This window comes from candidate division WOR-3 bacterium (assembly GCA_039802005.1).
GTDB lineage: Bacteria > Hydrothermota > Tepidihabitantia > SM23-42 > JAOAFX01 > JAOAFX01.
Genome location: JBDRVV010000003.1, coordinates 36,785 through 51,004, shown reverse-complemented (window position 1 = coordinate 51,004; position 14,220 = coordinate 36,785). Strand labels below are relative to the sequence as shown.

The window sequence follows — 14,220 nt, the reverse complement described above, 5'->3', positions numbered from 1 at the left end:
CAGCCCCTATTAAAAGAGGTTTAGCAACAGGTACATTATTTTCCGACAAGCAGTCTTTCTGATAAAATCTCTGGTAGTCCGGCTTCTAATATTTTTTGCCCCGCGAGTGGTATATTATATTCTATTCTGACAAATTCAATACTATTTTTATTTCCATCATATATTACATAGCTCGCACGCGGGTCAAGGTCGCGGGGTTGTCCTACACTTCCTACATTAATTATATACCTCCGCTTTTTTATAATCGGGAATGGATTTTCGTGGAGAAAATCCGTGTATCCATTATCATCCTGAAAAACTGCGCTCGGAATATGCGAATGTCCAATAAAACATATCTGTTCAGTAAAGAAATTGAATTGCTTTTCAAATTCATCAAGATTGAAAAGATAGTGCCATTCCTCTGGATTTTCCGGGGTAGAATGCACCAGAAGTAAATTATCAATTTTTTGTGTAAGAGGTAGTTCCCGCAATTTCTTATAGTATTCTGGTTTGATATGTTCTTTAGTCCATTTTACTGCGGTAGCCGCTACTTTATTAAAATTTGATGTATCTGTTTTATCGGTAGTTGCCCAGTCATGATTACCTGCAATTATCACATCAGATTCTTTAAAGCATATATCTGCACATTCATTAGGATTTGCACCATAGCCGACAACATCGCCAAGGCAAAATATATTTTTTATTCTTCTCTTTTTTATGTCTTTGATGACTGCCTGAACGGCTTCCAAGTTTGAATGTATATCACTTATTATTGCTGCTTTCATTTTTATTTTTCTTTACTTTTTTCGCAATGGCATCAAGAATGCCATTTACAAATTTATTTGATTCGTCGGTGCCAAACTTTTTGGCGAGTTCAATCGCTTCATTTATTGATACTTCAAAAGGAATATCATCAAAAAAAAGAAATTCACAGATTCCCATTCTCAATATTAATTTATCAATCGTTCCAATCCTTTCAAATTCCCAGTTCTGCAAAGTACCTCTTATATAATCATCTATTTTACTATTATTCTCTATGGTAAGCATAGCCAGTGCTGTAGCAAATTTTTTGTCCTCATTATGATATTTTTTTTTACCAAAAATTTCATTTATAACCTTTTGTGTTTCATCCCTTCCACTTTCGTGTGCATAAAGAATTTTTAGTGCGAGTTCACGCGCTAACCTGCGGCTCATTATTCCACTTCAGCATAAAGATTTACGAGTTCAAGGCCTGTTAACGCTGCATCCCATCCTTTATTACCCATCTTTGTTCCAGCCCGCTCAATTGCCTGGTCGGTTGAGTCAGCAGTAATTATGCCATACACTACCGGGGGCCCTGATTCAAGATTCAACTGGGCTATTCCTTTGGTCACTTCACTTGCGATATAGTCAAAATGCGGTGTATCGCCTCGTATCACTGCACCAAGGCATATTATGCAATCAATCTTTTTGTTACGCAATCTCTTTACCAATCCAGGGATTTCAAAACTTCCCGGAACCCAGTAGATACTGATATCCTTTTCATTTACATTATGTCTCAACAGGCAGTCAATTGCACCATCAAGAAGTTTGCGCGAGATGAACTCATTAAACCGGGATACGACAATGGCGAATTTTTTACCAGTGCCTATGAGATTTCCTCTAATTTCTTTCATATACTGCCTCCTTTAAGATTGGGAGCATTTATTACAGCATCAGGTATTAAATGCCCAAGCTTTCTTCTTTTTGTTCTCAAATAATTTATATTGCATTTATTTGGTGCAAATATTGGAATCTGTTCTACTACTTTTAGTCCATAGCCTTCAAGCCCTATTATCTTTTTGGGGTTATTGGTTAATAGTTTGACTGTGGAGAGACCGAGGTCGGCAAGTATCTGGGCACCGATACCATAATCCCTTAAATCCGGTGGAAAACCGAGCTTGATATTTGCTTCCACTGTATCCAATCCCTTATCCTGTAAATGATATGCCTTTAATTTATTTACCAGACCAATACCCCTTCCTTCCTGCCTCATATAAAGAAATACCCCCAATTTATTTTGTGCAATCATCTTGAGTGCCTTATCAAGCTGATCTCCACAATCACATCTTAACGAATGGAATACATCACCGGTTAGACACTGTGAATGAACCCTGACAAGGACTTCTTTTTTCCCATACACATTACCCATCACAAGGGCAATATGGTGTTCAAAGTTTATTTTATCTTCATATAACAAAAGTCTGAAATCTCCGTACTTGGTCGGAAATTTTGTCTCAAGTATCTTTTCTATAAGTTTTTCTCTTCTCCGGCGATATTCAATCAGGTCTTTTATTGTGATGATTGCAAGATTAAACCTTTTCGCAATTTTTTTCAGTTTGGGTAATTTTGCCATTCTCCCATCGCTATCCATTATTTCACATAAAACACCGCCCGGATAAAGCCCGGCAAGTTTGGATAGATCTATGCTCGCTTCGGTATGTCCTGCGCGCCTTAATACCCCACCTTCCATTGCCCTTAACGGAAATATATGACCAGGGCGGGCAAGGTCTTCAGGTTTTGTATCTTTGTTAATGAGTGCCTTTATTGTTTTTGCACGATCAAAGGCAGATATTCCGGTTGTGGTTCCTATTTTATAATCAACGCTCACGGCAAAAGGAGTTTGAAATTTTGCGGTATTATTATTTACCATTATTGGGATATCAAGCTGCTCAAGGCGTTCGGCAGGAAGCGCAACACAAATGAGCCCACGCCCATACTGGGCCATAAAATTCACGAGTTTGGGGGTAATTTTTTCTGCGGCAGCAATAAAATCGCCTTCATTTTCACGATTTTCATCATCAACAACGATTACAGGTTTACCTTTTTTTATCTCTCTTATTGCTTTTTCAATCGTATCAAGCATACAAATATTTTATTGAAAATTCTGTAAAAGTCAACAAAAATGTTTATTAGGGGATTATACTCTAATTTGAGCGAGGGAAGAGACATTAGCATTTAAATGTAGTTGTTGAGTTAGCTTAACATTTACAGAGTAGACTCTACGACTATATTTCAAACATTTGTAGTGGTCGAGCTTGCTCGACTTTAAGACCCTACGCAATTTGAAGGTTGTGGCTACCAGAAATTTTTATGGGCACGATATTCCTGTTCCGATGCTTCCGGGTGAGCGCAAGGCTAAAGCCTTGCCCTGCATTTAGTTGTAAACCCAATATAGAAGGGATAAGAGAATTTTTAGTATTTTTAATACCCAGCCGAGGGTTTACCGGTCTTACTTTCTAAGAGTTTGAGGAAGGATTTTTATAATTTTGGATTTTCCTTATACTTCAGGAATGTTATCAATCTGTTTTAGAATGGTCTTCTGACAGATTGATTTTAGGGTGTCAAAGACTCCAATCCCCCTTATGGCGACGGCCTCAAAATAGGTATAACCATCCCTGTTGATATAAATCTGTAGGTCTCCGATGGGCATTATATTGGGCAGGTCCCTTTTATTATACTGGATTACCATTGGTATATCCTTTAAATCCAGACCATAGGACTGTAAGTTATCTTTAAGGTTATTAAAACTCTCTATATTCTCTTCCAATCTTTCCTCTTGAGAATCAACGACAAAAACGAGCCCATCAACACCCCTTAATACGAGTTTCCTTGAGACATTATAATAAACCTGCCCCGGCACCGTAAATAAATGAAATCTTAGTTTCCATCCCTTTACACTCCCCATGTCAAGGGGTAATAAGTCAAAGAACAGGGTCTGGTCAAGTTCTGTTGCCAAACTCATCATCCTTCCTTTTCTTTCCTGGGGGAATGCTGCATATATTGAGCGCAGATTCGTTGTCTTACCGCATAGTCCGGTGCCATAATAGACAATCTTCAGGTTCAACTCTTTTAAGTTATAATTTAGGTTTGCCATAATCCTATCTCAATAATATTCAACCTGTTATCTATTGTATATAAATCAATGCCATCAGTCAATAGTGGAGAGGGATTACCTTCACCAAAAGGCAACAACGGCTCAAGGAGTTTTATTTTAGATTTATCAATGATTGCCTCCGGTTCCATCTTTTTTTTGTTTTCTATTGTGGGCTCCGGTAGCATTTTTGTAGCATAATCAACAAATTTATCAAGAAATTTTTCAAACATTGAAAAACCTGCTGCCCTTCTGTGACCGCCAAAGTCAATAAAAAGTTCCTTTGATCTATTCAGAAATTCAAAAAGATTGATATCGTAAGAGCGCAATTCTGCATAACATTTCCCTTCTTTTATTATCATTGCTACTGCAGTCTTATGGAAATTGTCGCGCAATTTTGAAACCACTGCACCAAGGTTATTTATCTTTGTTTTTTGCTTTTCATTTATTGCTTCATAAGGAATTACCGATATAACAATATTCGGATAGACCTTTGCAACATTTAAAGCAATCTGGAATAGATATTCAATGTTTTCTTTTCTCGCATTTTCTATTGATTTCAACTTTTCAACGACTTTTAAAAAATCAGGTGAAATAAAAAAATCAATGCCCAGTTGCGAATCTTCCAATGCCGCAGATTGTAATAGTGGAATTATCTCATTAAAAATGTATGGAATATTAATTGAGTTATCAGTTAAAAAATGTCTTGCCCAGGGTTTATCTATTTCCCTGAATGCCTTTAGACCTTCATAACAAATAATGCGGTTTTCATCAAGCGGCATAACCCTGTCTGCAAGTGTTCCAATCATTGCTATGGCAGTGAATTCTTTTTTCAGTTTGAAAAAATCCCGGTCATTGATCCCGAATGCAGTTTTATAAATCATCTGACATAATTTAAGTGTTACACCAACACCGGCGAGTTCACGGAATGGATATTTAGAATCTTTTCGTTTTGGATCTACCGCAGGAACAAGAAATTCATTAAAGTCAGTTTCGTGGTGGTCGCATATAACCAGTCTTAATCCCAGTTCACGGGCAACCTCAAAATTTTTTGGATTGCTTATGCCAAAATCAACAGTGACAAGGATTTTCACACCCTTTTCAATATACTCTTTTAATACCTCAGGGTTTAAAACATATCCATCCTTTTCACGATTGATTGGATATATAAATATATAAGGACTTCCTTTGCGCCGTATGTCTAAAAGTGTTTGGTAAAGGAGCGTTGCGGAAGTATATCCATCCGGGTCATCATGGGTGTAGATGAGAATGTTCTCATTATTTTTAATCCCTTCTATTAATATTTCAACTGCCTTTTGTATATCAGGTAATTCTAAGGGATTCTTTAAATGGTCTATTTCAGGATACAAAAATTTTTTTGCTTCATTATAATCAGGAAATCTTTTGCTGATTATACAGGCAAGTTCATAGGGAATGTTGAATGCATTTGCATATCTCTGAATCAGAATATCATCCATTGTCTTCATTAAACTTGCCTTTGATAAAATTTATTATCTCGTTGCGCTCTTCGGGCAATAATAGAAATATCCCACGGAAGTTATTTAAGAATGTTTTATGGGTAAAGGGACTCAAAAGAATTCCGTTTTTTCCAATATAATATTTTTTGAATTCCTTGAGTTTTCTTTTATTGGTGGAGAATATTGTCTTTACGATTACTTCTTCATCAGTGATTTCGTAAGTTGTCGGAAAATAATAAGAATTTAAAGAAGCAATGAGAAAGATTAAACCGAGCAATGCCCAGTACAGGTTATAAAAAATAGCGATGAGGGAGAGAAAAATAATTATAAATGCCGTGCTCAGGATTGTCTTTGTGATATTTTTCTTTGCCGGATGTACTTGCCATTTCATTATTAATTAAAAATGGGCCCGGTAGGACTTGAACCCACGACCCGCTGATTATGAGTCAGCTGCTCTAACCACCTGAGCTACGGGCCCCTTGTTAGTCTAATTTTTCATATAACTGAAATATATTATATATAAAATTCAGGAAGTGTCAATATATCGCATTGTTGAGTTCTTTCCACTTTTGTTTAAAGGATTTTTAGTGCTTAAACGACCGATTGAAATCTAATGGCTAAGCTTACCGGGCTTTTAGATATCTGCAGACCAAGGTCTGCTACTACAATTCTTACGAACGATGACAAAAGGCATTTCGTAAACGTGAAATGAATCATGGTTTTTGAAATTGGGTAAAGAGGTGAGCCTAAATATTGGTAATTAGGGTTTGGTGTTTAAAAAATGTGGCCCCATTAGAATTCCCTGCTGTATCTTTAGCCCGTAGGAGGGAGTACGGGTTTTTTAATAGGATACAGCGGTTCTAACAGAGCCAATATATTATACTCAAAATTTAAAAAAAGTCAAACATTGACAAAACTAAACTTTTGACTATAATAGTAAGTCTAAAGGGCGAATAGCTCAGATGGTGAGAGCGTCTGCCTTACAAGCAGAAGGTCACCCGTTCAAATCGGGTTTCGCCCAGATTAATATTTTTATCAAGGTTAGGGGATTTTTATAATAAAATTGAAAGAAAGGAGGTATGCTTATGACAATAAAACCACTCCATGACCATATCCTTGTGGAAAGGATTGAAGAGGAAGTAAAAAAGGGTGGGATAATAATCCCTGATACGGCTAAGGAAAAGCCCCAGCAGGGCAAGGTGATTGAAGTTGGTGATGGCCGTAGGGATGAAAAAGGAAATCGTATTCCTATGGATGTTAAGAAGGGTGATATCATACTCTTCGGTAAGTATGCGGGCTCTGAGGTGAAGATTGAGGATAAGGAATATTTGATAATTCGTGAAGATGATGTATTAGGTATTATTCAGAAGTAAAGAAAGGAGCGTGAAATATGGCAGGAAAAATTATTAAATTTGATGAAGAGGCAAGAAGGTCTATTTTAAGAGGCGTGCAAATATTAGCCAATGCGGTCAAGGTCACTTTGGGTCCCAAAGGTCGCAATGTTATCCTGGAGAAAAAATTTGGTGCCCCAACGATTACTAAAGATGGTGTGACGGTTGCAAAAGAGATTGACCTTGAAGATAAATTTGAGAATGTTGGTGCCCAGATGGTGAAAGAGGTTGCTTCCAAAACTTCTGATGTTGCAGGAGACGGGACTACGACCGCAACAATACTTGCGGAAATGATTTATCGTGAAGGTTTGAAGACCGTGACTGCGGGTGCCAATGCTATGGAAATTAAAAAGGGTATTGATAAGGCAGTTGAGACCGTGGTTGAATCATTAAAGAAACTTTCAACGCCAATAAAAGGAACAACCGAGATATATCAGGTTGCAACGATTTCTGCTAATAATGACGAGGTGATCGGGAAAAAGATTGCAGAGGCGATGGATAAGGTCGGTAAGGACGGGGTGATAACGGTGGAGGAAGCAAAGGGCCTTGAGACCACCGTGGATATTGTTGAAGGTATGCAGTTTGACCGCGGATATTTATCTCCTTATTTTATAACCAATCCAGAACGTATGGAATGCATATTGGAAGATACATATATATTATTATATGAAAAGAAGATCAGCGCAATGAAAGACCTTCTTCCAATTCTTGAGAAGGTTGCTCAGAAAGGAAGACCGATACTTATTGTTGCCGAAGAGGTTGAGGGTGAAGCACTCGCAACACTCGTTGTAAATAAGATTCGTGGGACTCTGCAGTGCTGTGCCGTTAAAGCACCTGGATATGGTGATAGGAGAAGGGCGATGCTTGAGGATATTGCAATACTGACAGGTGGAAAATTGATTTCTGAGGATATAGGCATAAAACTTGAAAATGTGCAGATCTCTGATTTAGGACAGGCAAAACGTGTTGTCATTGATAAAGAAAATACTACAATTGTTGAAGGTGCTGGTAAAAAATCTGATATCCAGGCACGCATCAATCAGATCAGAAATGAAATTCAGGAGACCAAGAGCGATTATGACCGTGAGAAACTTCAGGAACGACTGGCAAAACTATCGGGTGGTGTTGCAGTACTGAATGTGGGTGCCGCGACCGAAGTTGAAATGAAAGAAAAGAAGGCAAGGGTTGAGGATGCGCTACATGCTACTAAGGCAGCAGCCGAAGAAGGTATCGTCCCGGGTGGTGGTGTTGCTTTAATTCGTTGTATCCCGGAACTTGAGAAATTGAAATTGCCGGGTGATCAGCAGATTGGTGTTGAGATTGTAAAAAGGGCACTTGAGGAACCAGCAAGACAACTTGCCGAGAATGCGGGTAAAGAAGGTTCGGTTATCGTTGAACAGATAAAGAAGGAAAAAGGAAATATCGGGTTTAATTTGCTCAACGAGAAATTTGAGGATCTGGTTGAGGCAGGAATCATTGATCCTACCAAGGTCGTCAGAACTGCATTACAAAATGCGGCAAGCATTGCATCGCTACTCGTCACTACTGAAGCAGTTGTTGTTGAAAAACCTGAGGAAGAGAAGACTCCACCTGCACCGCCCGGCGGATACGGTGAGTATTAAAGAATAGGTTAAGGGTTGGGGTTGGGATGCTGGAAATCGATAAAATGACCAGCATCTAAACCCTAACCCAAAGAGAATCCATAATTATGCCCACCTACGAATACGAATGTAATAACTGCAAATACCTGTTTGAAATATTCCAGGGTATTAATGAACCAAAGATTGAAAAATGTCCAAAATGTGGGGGGTGTGTGAGAAGGTTGATATCCGGTGGTGCAGGTTTGATTTTCAAGGGGAGTGGTTTTTATATAACTGATTATAAAAAGACGAGCCTGCCCAAAGAAGAGAAAAAATCTGAATTGAAAAAACCCGAAGAAAAGCCGGCAATAACCCACAAAAAAGATAAATAAAGATCTGAATATGTTTAGTATCGGAAAGTTTCTTATAATATTAGGCATTATTTTTATTGTTATGGGTTTTTTATTTTTAATTTCTCAAAAGGTTTCCATTTTCAGATTGCCTGGAGATATTGTCATAAAAAAAGACAATTTTATTTTCTATTTTCCGATTGTATCAAGCATTGTTTTATCAATAGTTTTAACCATAATTCTCAACCTGATTTTTCGGAAATAGAATTTTAGAAATTAATGCATTTCTCTCTTGACTTTTTTTAGAAAATAATTATAATAAAAGTCTATGTTTATGAATATAATTTATAGAAAGGGCTTTGAATATAATTTATTGTTAGGAGGCATCGGTGGTTGATCCAATTGCTGATATGTTTTCTATTATCAGGAATGGCTGTCGTGCCAATAAGACAGAAGTTATTGTGCCGTATTCAAAATTGCATGTGGAGCTCTTGCGGATATTGCTTGAAGAAGGGTTTATAAATAACTTTACGGTTGATTCGGAACGGAAACCGCGCAAGATAACGGTAATGTTGAAGTATTCAAAAGAAGGTGAATCTGTGATCCGTGACATCCAGAGGGTATCCCGTTGCTCACGACGGGTATATGTTTCAAAAGATGAGATTCCCACGGTTTTAAACGGATTGGGTATTGCGATTTTGACCACTTCAAAGGGCGTGATGACTGACCGTGAGGCGAGACGCAAAAAAATCGGTGGTGAAGTCATAGGCTATGTTTATTAATTAAAAAGGAGTGATTATGGCTAAACTCAGAACCAAACCAATTGTAATTCCTGATAAGGTACAGATAGAAGTAAATGGGCAGGAAGTAAAGGTAAAGGGACCGCTTGGTGAACTGAAGATGATTGCCTCAGCTCATGTTCAACTTGAATTGAAGGACAAATCAATAAGGGTTATAGCGAAAGATGAATCAAAATTTACCCAGGGTATACAGGGAACAACGCGGACCCTAATTCTTAATATGATAAAAGGTGTGACTGAGGGTTATTCAAAGACGCTTATTATTCAAGGAACGGGATATCGTGCTCAACCAACGAGCGGAGGCATCCAGCTATTTTTGGGTTTTACAAAACCTGTAACTGTTCAACTTCCACCAGAGATAAAGTTTGAGATGCAAACGGTTAAGAGTGCAGACAAAGGAGAACTAACCCATATTACATTGAAGAGTATTGATAAACAATTACTTGGTGATTTTGCCGCAAAGATAAAAAGAATCCGCCCACCAGATCCCTATAAACATAAAGGGATAAGATACGCAGATGAAGTATTGCGCAAGAAGGTGGGCAAACGAGCAGTTGGTCAGACTGCATAGCAGGTGAAAAGGTATGAAATTAACAAGCAGGTTAAGAAGGCATAAGAGAATAAGAAAAAAGATCGTAGGTTCTCAAAACAGGCCGAGGCTTTGCGTTTTCAGGAGCAATAGGCATATATACGCCCAGATAATTGATGATACAAGGGGTATTGTTTTATGTGGGGTGTCATCTGAAGTTGGAGAATTTAAGGGCAAGAAAAAAACAGAGATTGCCCTTGAAATAGGTAAAAAGATAGGTGAGATTGCAAAGTCAAAGGGGATAGAGCTCGTCTGTTTTGACCGTGGAGGTTACAAATATCACGGTCGGGTCAGGGCACTTGCTGAAGGCGCAAGGCAGGCTGGATTAAAGTTTTAGGGGGAATATTAAATGCAGGAAAATAATGTTGAACTAATTGAAAGGCTCGTTGAATTAAAGAGAGTATCAAAGGTGATAAAGGGTGGTAAGCGGTTGAAACTTTATGCCTGTGTTGTTGTGGGGGATGGCGCAGGGAAGGTTGGTATCGGACATGCTAAATCAGCAGAAGTGGCACCGGCAATAAAGAAAGCAACAGAGATAGCAAAGAAGAATATGGTTAAAATTGATGTTGTTGAAGGAACAATTCTGCACCCGGTTTCGGGTAAATTTTCGGCAAGTAAGGTGATATTAAAACCAGCCCTACCGGGTAGTGGTATTATCGCTTCAAATGCGGTAAGGGCTGTTTGTCAGGCCGCAGGGATAAGGGATATTCTTTCCAAGGCAATTGGTTCAAGGAATTCGACTAATCTTGCAATGGCAACAATAAAGGCACTCAAATCCATTAGATCGCTTCAGACGGTTGCTGAATTAAGAAATAAACCAGTTGATTATTTTTTAAGGAAGAGATATGAAAAAGATAAAAGTGATATTGAAAAAGAGTCCAATTGATAAGGTAAAAAAACATAAACTGACCCTCAAAGCACTTGGATTGAGAAGAATTGGACAATCAAGAATTTTGCCCGACAACAAGGCTGTGAGGGGGATGATTGAGAAAATTTCATATATGGTTGAAGTAGAGGAGAATGTCCAATGAAACTCAGTGAAATCAGGCCCAAAATTGGGACTACCCACAAAAAGAAACGAAGAGGATGCGGTCCTGGTTCAGGCCATGGAAAGACTTCTTGCAGGGGGCATAAAGGTCATAAAGCGCGTTCAGGGTATCGGGTGAAGATGGGATTTGAAGGCGGCCAGATGCCGTTGACGAGAAGAATCCCCAAGCGTGGTTTTAAAAATTATACAAAGAAGGAATTTGAAATTATAAATCTATACCAATTAGCCAAATTTGCACCCAATACTGAAATTACACCAGAATTTTTGAAAAGTAAGGGTCTAATAAAAGGTGATTTGAAATTAAAAATCCTGAGTCAGGGGAATGTTGATAAACCTTTATTTGTGAAGGCACACGCAATTTCTAAGAAGGCAGAAGAAAAGATTATTTCCGCTGGTGGTAAGGTGGAGTTGGTTCTATGATTTCCACATTTCAGAATATTTTCAAGGTTCCCGATTTAAAGAAAAAACTTCTTTTCACCCTTGTAGCAGTAATCATATACAGGCTTGGTGCACATATACCACTTCCGGGTATAAATGCACAGGCGCTCGGTTTATTGATGCAACAATTAAAACAACAGGGTTCATTATTTGGAATGTATGATATCTTTGTGGGTGGTGCTTTGTCAAGGGCTGCAATACTTTTTTTGGGCGTTATGCCTTATATTTCAGCATCCATTATATTCCAGTTGCTCGGTTCGGTATTTCCGCAGATTGAAAAAATGCAAAGGGATCAGGCAGGCCGAAGAAAGATAACCCAATATACGAGATACCTGACAGTAGGACTTGCAGCATTTCAGGCATTCGGCATCGCCGCTTATCTCGAGATGCAGAAATTCAACACTGCTACCGGTGTGGTGCCAATTGTTTATGAACCGGGCTGGGTCTTTCGGCTTTCTTCGGTATTGACCCTGACCTGTGGTGCAATATTCGCAATGTGGATTGGCGAACAAATCACAGAAAAGGGGATAGGTAATGGAATTTCATTTTTGATATTTATTGGTTGTCTTGAAGAATATCCAATTTACTTTTTAAGAACCGCTCAGCTCGTGGCAACCCAGGGACTTTCTATCTTTAATCTTCTTATTGTTATTGTAATAATGATTTTGATAGTTGCCGCAGTGATTGTTATGACCCAGGCAACGAGGCGCATTCCGGTGCAATATCCAAAAAGGGTTATTGGAAGAAGGATGTACGGTGGGCAATCAACATTTTTACCATTGCGGGTGAACACTGCCGGTGTTATTCCTATCATTTTTGCCCAGTCGCTTGTAGTATTTCCAAGTACAGTGGCAGCGTATGTTCCGAATTTAAAATATTTAGCCGAAATGTTCAGACCGGGTCATTGGGCATATGATATTATATTTTTTATCTTGATCGTATTTTTTACTTATTTTTATACATCAATAGTATTCAATCCGACAGAACTCGCTGAGAATATGAAACGGTATGGCGGTTTTATTCCGGGTATAAGGCCCGGGCAGAAGACCGCTGATTATGTGGATGGGGTTCTGTCACGGGTTACATTGCCGGGGGCTCTATTCCTTGGTTTCATTGCCCTTGTTCCTTGGTATTTGATAAACTATCTCAAGGTCCCTTTTTATTTTGGCGGAACAACGCTGCTGATTATTGTTGGTGTGGCCCTTGATACGGTCCAGCAGATTGAATCCCAACTGCTGATGTATCATTATGAAGGTTTTATGAAAAAGGGAAGGATAAAGGGACGTCGTTGATGATATTTCTCTTTGGACCTCCAGGGGTTGGTAAAGGAACCCAGGCAGACCTTCTTGTTGAAAGATACAACTTTAAAAAATTCTCCATGGGTGATGTTTTGAGAGAAGAGGTTGCAATTGGTAGTCCCATAGGAAAGAAGGTTGAAGAGTATATGAAGAATGGAGTTCTTGCCCCTGATGATATCGTTTTTGAGATCGTAGAAGATTTTGTGATTGAAAATCTAAACGATAGAATATTATTTGATGGATTTCCAAGAAATCTAAATCAGGCAATTGAGTTAGAGAAACTGCTTGCCCGCCATAACAGAAAAATCGCACTTGCGATTGAACTCCAGGTATCAAAAGAAGAACTGATAAAGAGAATTCTTGGTCGTCTATATTGTCCTAAATGTGGTGCTGTTTATAACGAAGTTACAAATCCACCGAAGATTCCCGGGACTTGCAATGAATGTGGTACCCATCTTGAAAAAAGAAAAGACGATAATCTTGAAGTCATCAATAACCGACTTAAGGTCTATGAAGATTTAACCCGTCCACTCAGTGACTACTACAAATCTCTTGGTGTCCTTGTATCTATTGATGCGTCAGGGACCAAAGAGGATGTTTACAAAAGAATATCTCAGGTTCTTGATGGCTATATTAAATGAAGAAGGGATAAGAAATGTTATTCTTGCGGGAGAGATCATCAACAAAATCTTTAGGAGAATTGAAAAGATGGATTTAAGGGGTATGAAGACGAAAGAATTAGATGATTTGATACACAATTTAATAATTGAACATAATGGATATCCTGCCTTTTTAAATTATCGTGGATTTCCCAGGAGTTCCTGTATATCTTTGAATGATGAGGTTGTCCATGGCATCCCTGATGATAGGGTGATTAAAGATGGTGACCTGGTGAAGATTGATATTGGGGTAGTTTACGGTGGATATATCGCGGATGCGGCAAGGACATATGTATCAGGAACGGTTTCAGAAGATGTTTTAAAATTTGTTAAATTGACCAAAGAGGCATTGAAAAAAGGTATTGAAAAGGCAAAACCGGGTAATCATGTCTCAGATATATCACAGGCGATACAGGAACTTGTTGAAGATAATGGATACAGCGTGGTGAGGGAACTTACTGGACATGGTGTTGGCAAGACGCTACATGAAGAGCCGATGATACCGAATTTTGTTTCCAGTGGACCGGATCCGGAACTTATTCCGGGTATGGCACTGGCGATTGAGCCGATGACAAATATGGGCAGATATGAAGTAAAGACTTTAACTAATGGCTGGACTGTGTCAACAAGGGATGGTTCGTTATCGTGCCATTTTGAGGATACAATAATAATCTTAAAAAAAGGTAGTTTAAATGCAACGAGGGTAGTGGAGAACTGA

20 protein-coding genes and 2 tRNA genes are annotated in these 14,220 nt (G+C 38.6%); 14 read left to right on the top strand and 8 right to left on the bottom strand.

What is annotated here, in order from left to right; all coding sequences use genetic code 11:
* Positions 1-35 precede the first annotated feature (35 nt).
* The 8 genes from ABIL69_01585 to ABIL69_01550 form a co-directional block, all read right to left on the bottom strand.
* On the bottom strand, positions 36-764 hold the full coding sequence (locus tag ABIL69_01585) for a metallophosphoesterase family protein (protein MEO0122682.1): 729 nt from the start codon (positions 762-764) through the stop codon (positions 36-38).
* Positions 742-1,173, bottom strand: coding sequence for a transcription antitermination factor NusB (gene nusB, locus ABIL69_01580; protein ID MEO0122681.1), 432 nt, complete (start codon positions 1,171-1,173; stop codon positions 742-744). Before nusB ends, ABIL69_01585 begins: the two co-directional genes overlap by 23 nt.
* Positions 1,173-1,634, bottom strand: a complete 462-nt coding sequence (gene ribH, locus ABIL69_01575) for a 6,7-dimethyl-8-ribityllumazine synthase (GenBank protein ID MEO0122680.1) — start codon at positions 1,632-1,634, stop codon at positions 1,173-1,175. Before ribH ends, nusB begins: the two co-directional genes overlap by 1 nt.
* Positions 1,631-2,863 (bottom strand): bifunctional 3,4-dihydroxy-2-butanone-4-phosphate synthase/GTP cyclohydrolase II, encoded by a 1,233-nt coding sequence (locus ABIL69_01570; protein MEO0122679.1) that lies wholly within the window; start codon positions 2,861-2,863, stop codon positions 1,631-1,633. The genes ribH and ABIL69_01570 overlap by 4 nt, the downstream gene beginning before the upstream one ends.
* 414 nt (positions 2,864-3,277) lie before the next feature.
* Positions 3,278-3,874 carry a GTPase domain-containing protein gene (locus tag ABIL69_01565; protein ID MEO0122678.1) on the bottom strand — a complete coding sequence of 199 codons (597 nt, stop codon included), beginning with the start codon at positions 3,872-3,874 and terminating at the stop codon, positions 3,278-3,280.
* Positions 3,862-5,358 carry a DHH family phosphoesterase gene (locus tag ABIL69_01560; GenBank protein MEO0122677.1) on the bottom strand — a complete coding sequence of 499 codons (1,497 nt, stop codon included), beginning with the start codon at positions 5,356-5,358 and terminating at the stop codon, positions 3,862-3,864. Before ABIL69_01560 ends, ABIL69_01565 begins: the two co-directional genes overlap by 13 nt.
* Positions 5,342-5,740 carry a hypothetical protein gene (locus tag ABIL69_01555; protein MEO0122676.1) on the bottom strand — a complete coding sequence of 133 codons (399 nt, stop codon included), beginning with the start codon at positions 5,738-5,740 and terminating at the stop codon, positions 5,342-5,344. The genes ABIL69_01560 and ABIL69_01555 overlap by 17 nt, the downstream gene beginning before the upstream one ends.
* A gap of 13 nt (positions 5,741-5,753) precedes the next feature.
* Positions 5,754-5,827 (bottom strand) — tRNA-Ile (locus ABIL69_01550).
* 469 nt (positions 5,828-6,296) lie between these two features.
* Here ABIL69_01550 and ABIL69_01545 point away from each other — a divergent pair.
* The 14 genes from ABIL69_01545 (at position 6,297) to map (ending at position 14,220) form a co-directional block, all read left to right on the top strand.
* Positions 6,297-6,370: transfer RNA gene (locus ABIL69_01545), tRNA-Val, on the top strand.
* 64 nt (positions 6,371-6,434) lie between these two features.
* Entirely contained in the window at positions 6,435-6,722 is a 288-nt protein-coding gene (locus ABIL69_01540; GenBank protein MEO0122675.1) for a co-chaperone GroES, read from the top strand.
* A gap of 17 nt (positions 6,723-6,739) precedes the next feature.
* On the top strand, positions 6,740-8,362 hold the full coding sequence (gene groL / locus ABIL69_01535; protein ID MEO0122674.1) for a chaperonin GroEL: 1,623 nt from the start codon (positions 6,740-6,742) through the stop codon (positions 8,360-8,362).
* 86 nt (positions 8,363-8,448) lie between these two features.
* Entirely contained in the window at positions 8,449-8,712 is a 264-nt protein-coding gene (locus ABIL69_01530; protein ID MEO0122673.1) for an FmdB family zinc ribbon protein, read from the top strand.
* Between the two features lie 10 nt (positions 8,713-8,722).
* A complete protein-coding gene (locus ABIL69_01525; GenBank protein MEO0122672.1) occupies positions 8,723-8,935 on the top strand; it encodes a DUF2905 domain-containing protein in 213 nt (70 codons plus the stop codon).
* A 124-nt stretch (positions 8,936-9,059) separates the two neighbouring features.
* Complete coding sequence (rpsH, locus tag ABIL69_01520) at positions 9,060-9,452, top strand: 30S ribosomal protein S8 (GenBank protein MEO0122671.1); 393 nt, start codon at positions 9,060-9,062, stop codon at positions 9,450-9,452.
* Between the two features lie 16 nt (positions 9,453-9,468).
* The gene (rplF, locus tag ABIL69_01515) at positions 9,469-10,041 is read left to right on the top strand and encodes a 50S ribosomal protein L6 (GenBank protein ID MEO0122670.1); all 573 of its coding nucleotides are present in this window, start codon (positions 9,469-9,471) and stop codon (positions 10,039-10,041) included.
* A 13-nt stretch (positions 10,042-10,054) separates the two neighbouring features.
* Positions 10,055-10,396 (top strand): 50S ribosomal protein L18, encoded by a 342-nt coding sequence (rplR, locus tag ABIL69_01510; GenBank protein MEO0122669.1) that lies wholly within the window; start codon positions 10,055-10,057, stop codon positions 10,394-10,396.
* A 12-nt stretch (positions 10,397-10,408) separates the two neighbouring features.
* Positions 10,409-10,945: a 30S ribosomal protein S5 gene (rpsE, locus tag ABIL69_01505; GenBank protein MEO0122668.1), complete on the top strand. Its 537-nt coding sequence runs from the start codon at positions 10,409-10,411 to the stop codon at positions 10,943-10,945.
* The gene (gene rpmD / locus ABIL69_01500; GenBank protein ID MEO0122667.1) at positions 10,905-11,090 is read left to right on the top strand and encodes a 50S ribosomal protein L30; all 186 of its coding nucleotides are present in this window, start codon (positions 10,905-10,907) and stop codon (positions 11,088-11,090) included. The genes rpsE and rpmD overlap by 41 nt, the downstream gene beginning before the upstream one ends.
* The gene (gene rplO, locus ABIL69_01495; protein MEO0122666.1) at positions 11,087-11,527 is read left to right on the top strand and encodes a 50S ribosomal protein L15; all 441 of its coding nucleotides are present in this window, start codon (positions 11,087-11,089) and stop codon (positions 11,525-11,527) included. The genes rpmD and rplO overlap by 4 nt, the downstream gene beginning before the upstream one ends.
* Positions 11,524-12,837 (top strand): preprotein translocase subunit SecY, encoded by a 1,314-nt coding sequence (secY, locus tag ABIL69_01490; protein MEO0122665.1) that lies wholly within the window; start codon positions 11,524-11,526, stop codon positions 12,835-12,837. Before rplO ends, secY begins: the two co-directional genes overlap by 4 nt.
* Positions 12,837-13,484, top strand: coding sequence for an adenylate kinase (locus tag ABIL69_01485; protein MEO0122664.1), 648 nt, complete (start codon positions 12,837-12,839; stop codon positions 13,482-13,484). Before secY ends, ABIL69_01485 begins: the two co-directional genes overlap by 1 nt.
* Positions 13,438-14,220, top strand: coding sequence for a type I methionyl aminopeptidase (gene map / locus ABIL69_01480; protein MEO0122663.1), 783 nt, complete (start codon positions 13,438-13,440; stop codon positions 14,218-14,220). The genes ABIL69_01485 and map overlap by 47 nt, the downstream gene beginning before the upstream one ends.

Excerpts from the sequence above, each read along its gene's own strand:
- ABIL69_01540 (MEO0122675.1), top strand. The coding sequence starts at position 6,435 with ATGACAATAAAACCACTCCATGACCATATCCTTGTGGAAAGGATTGAA.
- rplO (MEO0122666.1), top strand. The coding sequence starts at position 11,087 with ATGAAACTCAGTGAAATCAGGCCCAAAATTGGGACTACCCACAAAAAG.
- ABIL69_01560 (MEO0122677.1), bottom strand. The coding sequence starts at position 5,358 with ATGAAGACAATGGATGATATTCTGATTCAGAGATATGCAAATGCATTC.
- ABIL69_01525 (MEO0122672.1), top strand. The coding sequence starts at position 8,723 with ATGTTTAGTATCGGAAAGTTTCTTATAATATTAGGCATTATTTTTATT.
- ribH (MEO0122680.1), bottom strand. The coding sequence starts at position 1,634 with ATGAAAGAAATTAGAGGAAATCTCATAGGCACTGGTAAAAAATTCGCC.
- ABIL69_01485 (MEO0122664.1), top strand. The coding sequence starts at position 12,837 with ATGATATTTCTCTTTGGACCTCCAGGGGTTGGTAAAGGAACCCAGGCA.
- ABIL69_01530 (MEO0122673.1), top strand. The coding sequence starts at position 8,449 with ATGCCCACCTACGAATACGAATGTAATAACTGCAAATACCTGTTTGAA.
- ABIL69_01565 (MEO0122678.1), bottom strand. The coding sequence starts at position 3,874 with ATGGCAAACCTAAATTATAACTTAAAAGAGTTGAACCTGAAGATTGTC.
- ABIL69_01570 (MEO0122679.1), bottom strand. The coding sequence starts at position 2,863 with ATGCTTGATACGATTGAAAAAGCAATAAGAGAGATAAAAAAAGGTAAA.
- secY (MEO0122665.1), top strand. The coding sequence starts at position 11,524 with ATGATTTCCACATTTCAGAATATTTTCAAGGTTCCCGATTTAAAGAAA.
- rplF (MEO0122670.1), top strand. The coding sequence starts at position 9,469 with ATGGCTAAACTCAGAACCAAACCAATTGTAATTCCTGATAAGGTACAG.
- map (MEO0122663.1), top strand. The coding sequence starts at position 13,438 with ATGTTTACAAAAGAATATCTCAGGTTCTTGATGGCTATATTAAATGAA.
- rpsE (MEO0122668.1), top strand. The coding sequence starts at position 10,409 with ATGCAGGAAAATAATGTTGAACTAATTGAAAGGCTCGTTGAATTAAAG.
- rpmD (MEO0122667.1), top strand. The coding sequence starts at position 10,905 with ATGAAAAAGATAAAAGTGATATTGAAAAAGAGTCCAATTGATAAGGTA.
- rplR (MEO0122669.1), top strand. The coding sequence starts at position 10,055 with ATGAAATTAACAAGCAGGTTAAGAAGGCATAAGAGAATAAGAAAAAAG.
- groL (MEO0122674.1), top strand. The coding sequence starts at position 6,740 with ATGGCAGGAAAAATTATTAAATTTGATGAAGAGGCAAGAAGGTCTATT.
- ABIL69_01585 (MEO0122682.1), bottom strand. The coding sequence starts at position 764 with ATGAAAGCAGCAATAATAAGTGATATACATTCAAACTTGGAAGCCGTT.
- nusB (MEO0122681.1), bottom strand. The coding sequence starts at position 1,173 with ATGAGCCGCAGGTTAGCGCGTGAACTCGCACTAAAAATTCTTTATGCA.
- ABIL69_01555 (MEO0122676.1), bottom strand. The coding sequence starts at position 5,740 with ATGAAATGGCAAGTACATCCGGCAAAGAAAAATATCACAAAGACAATC.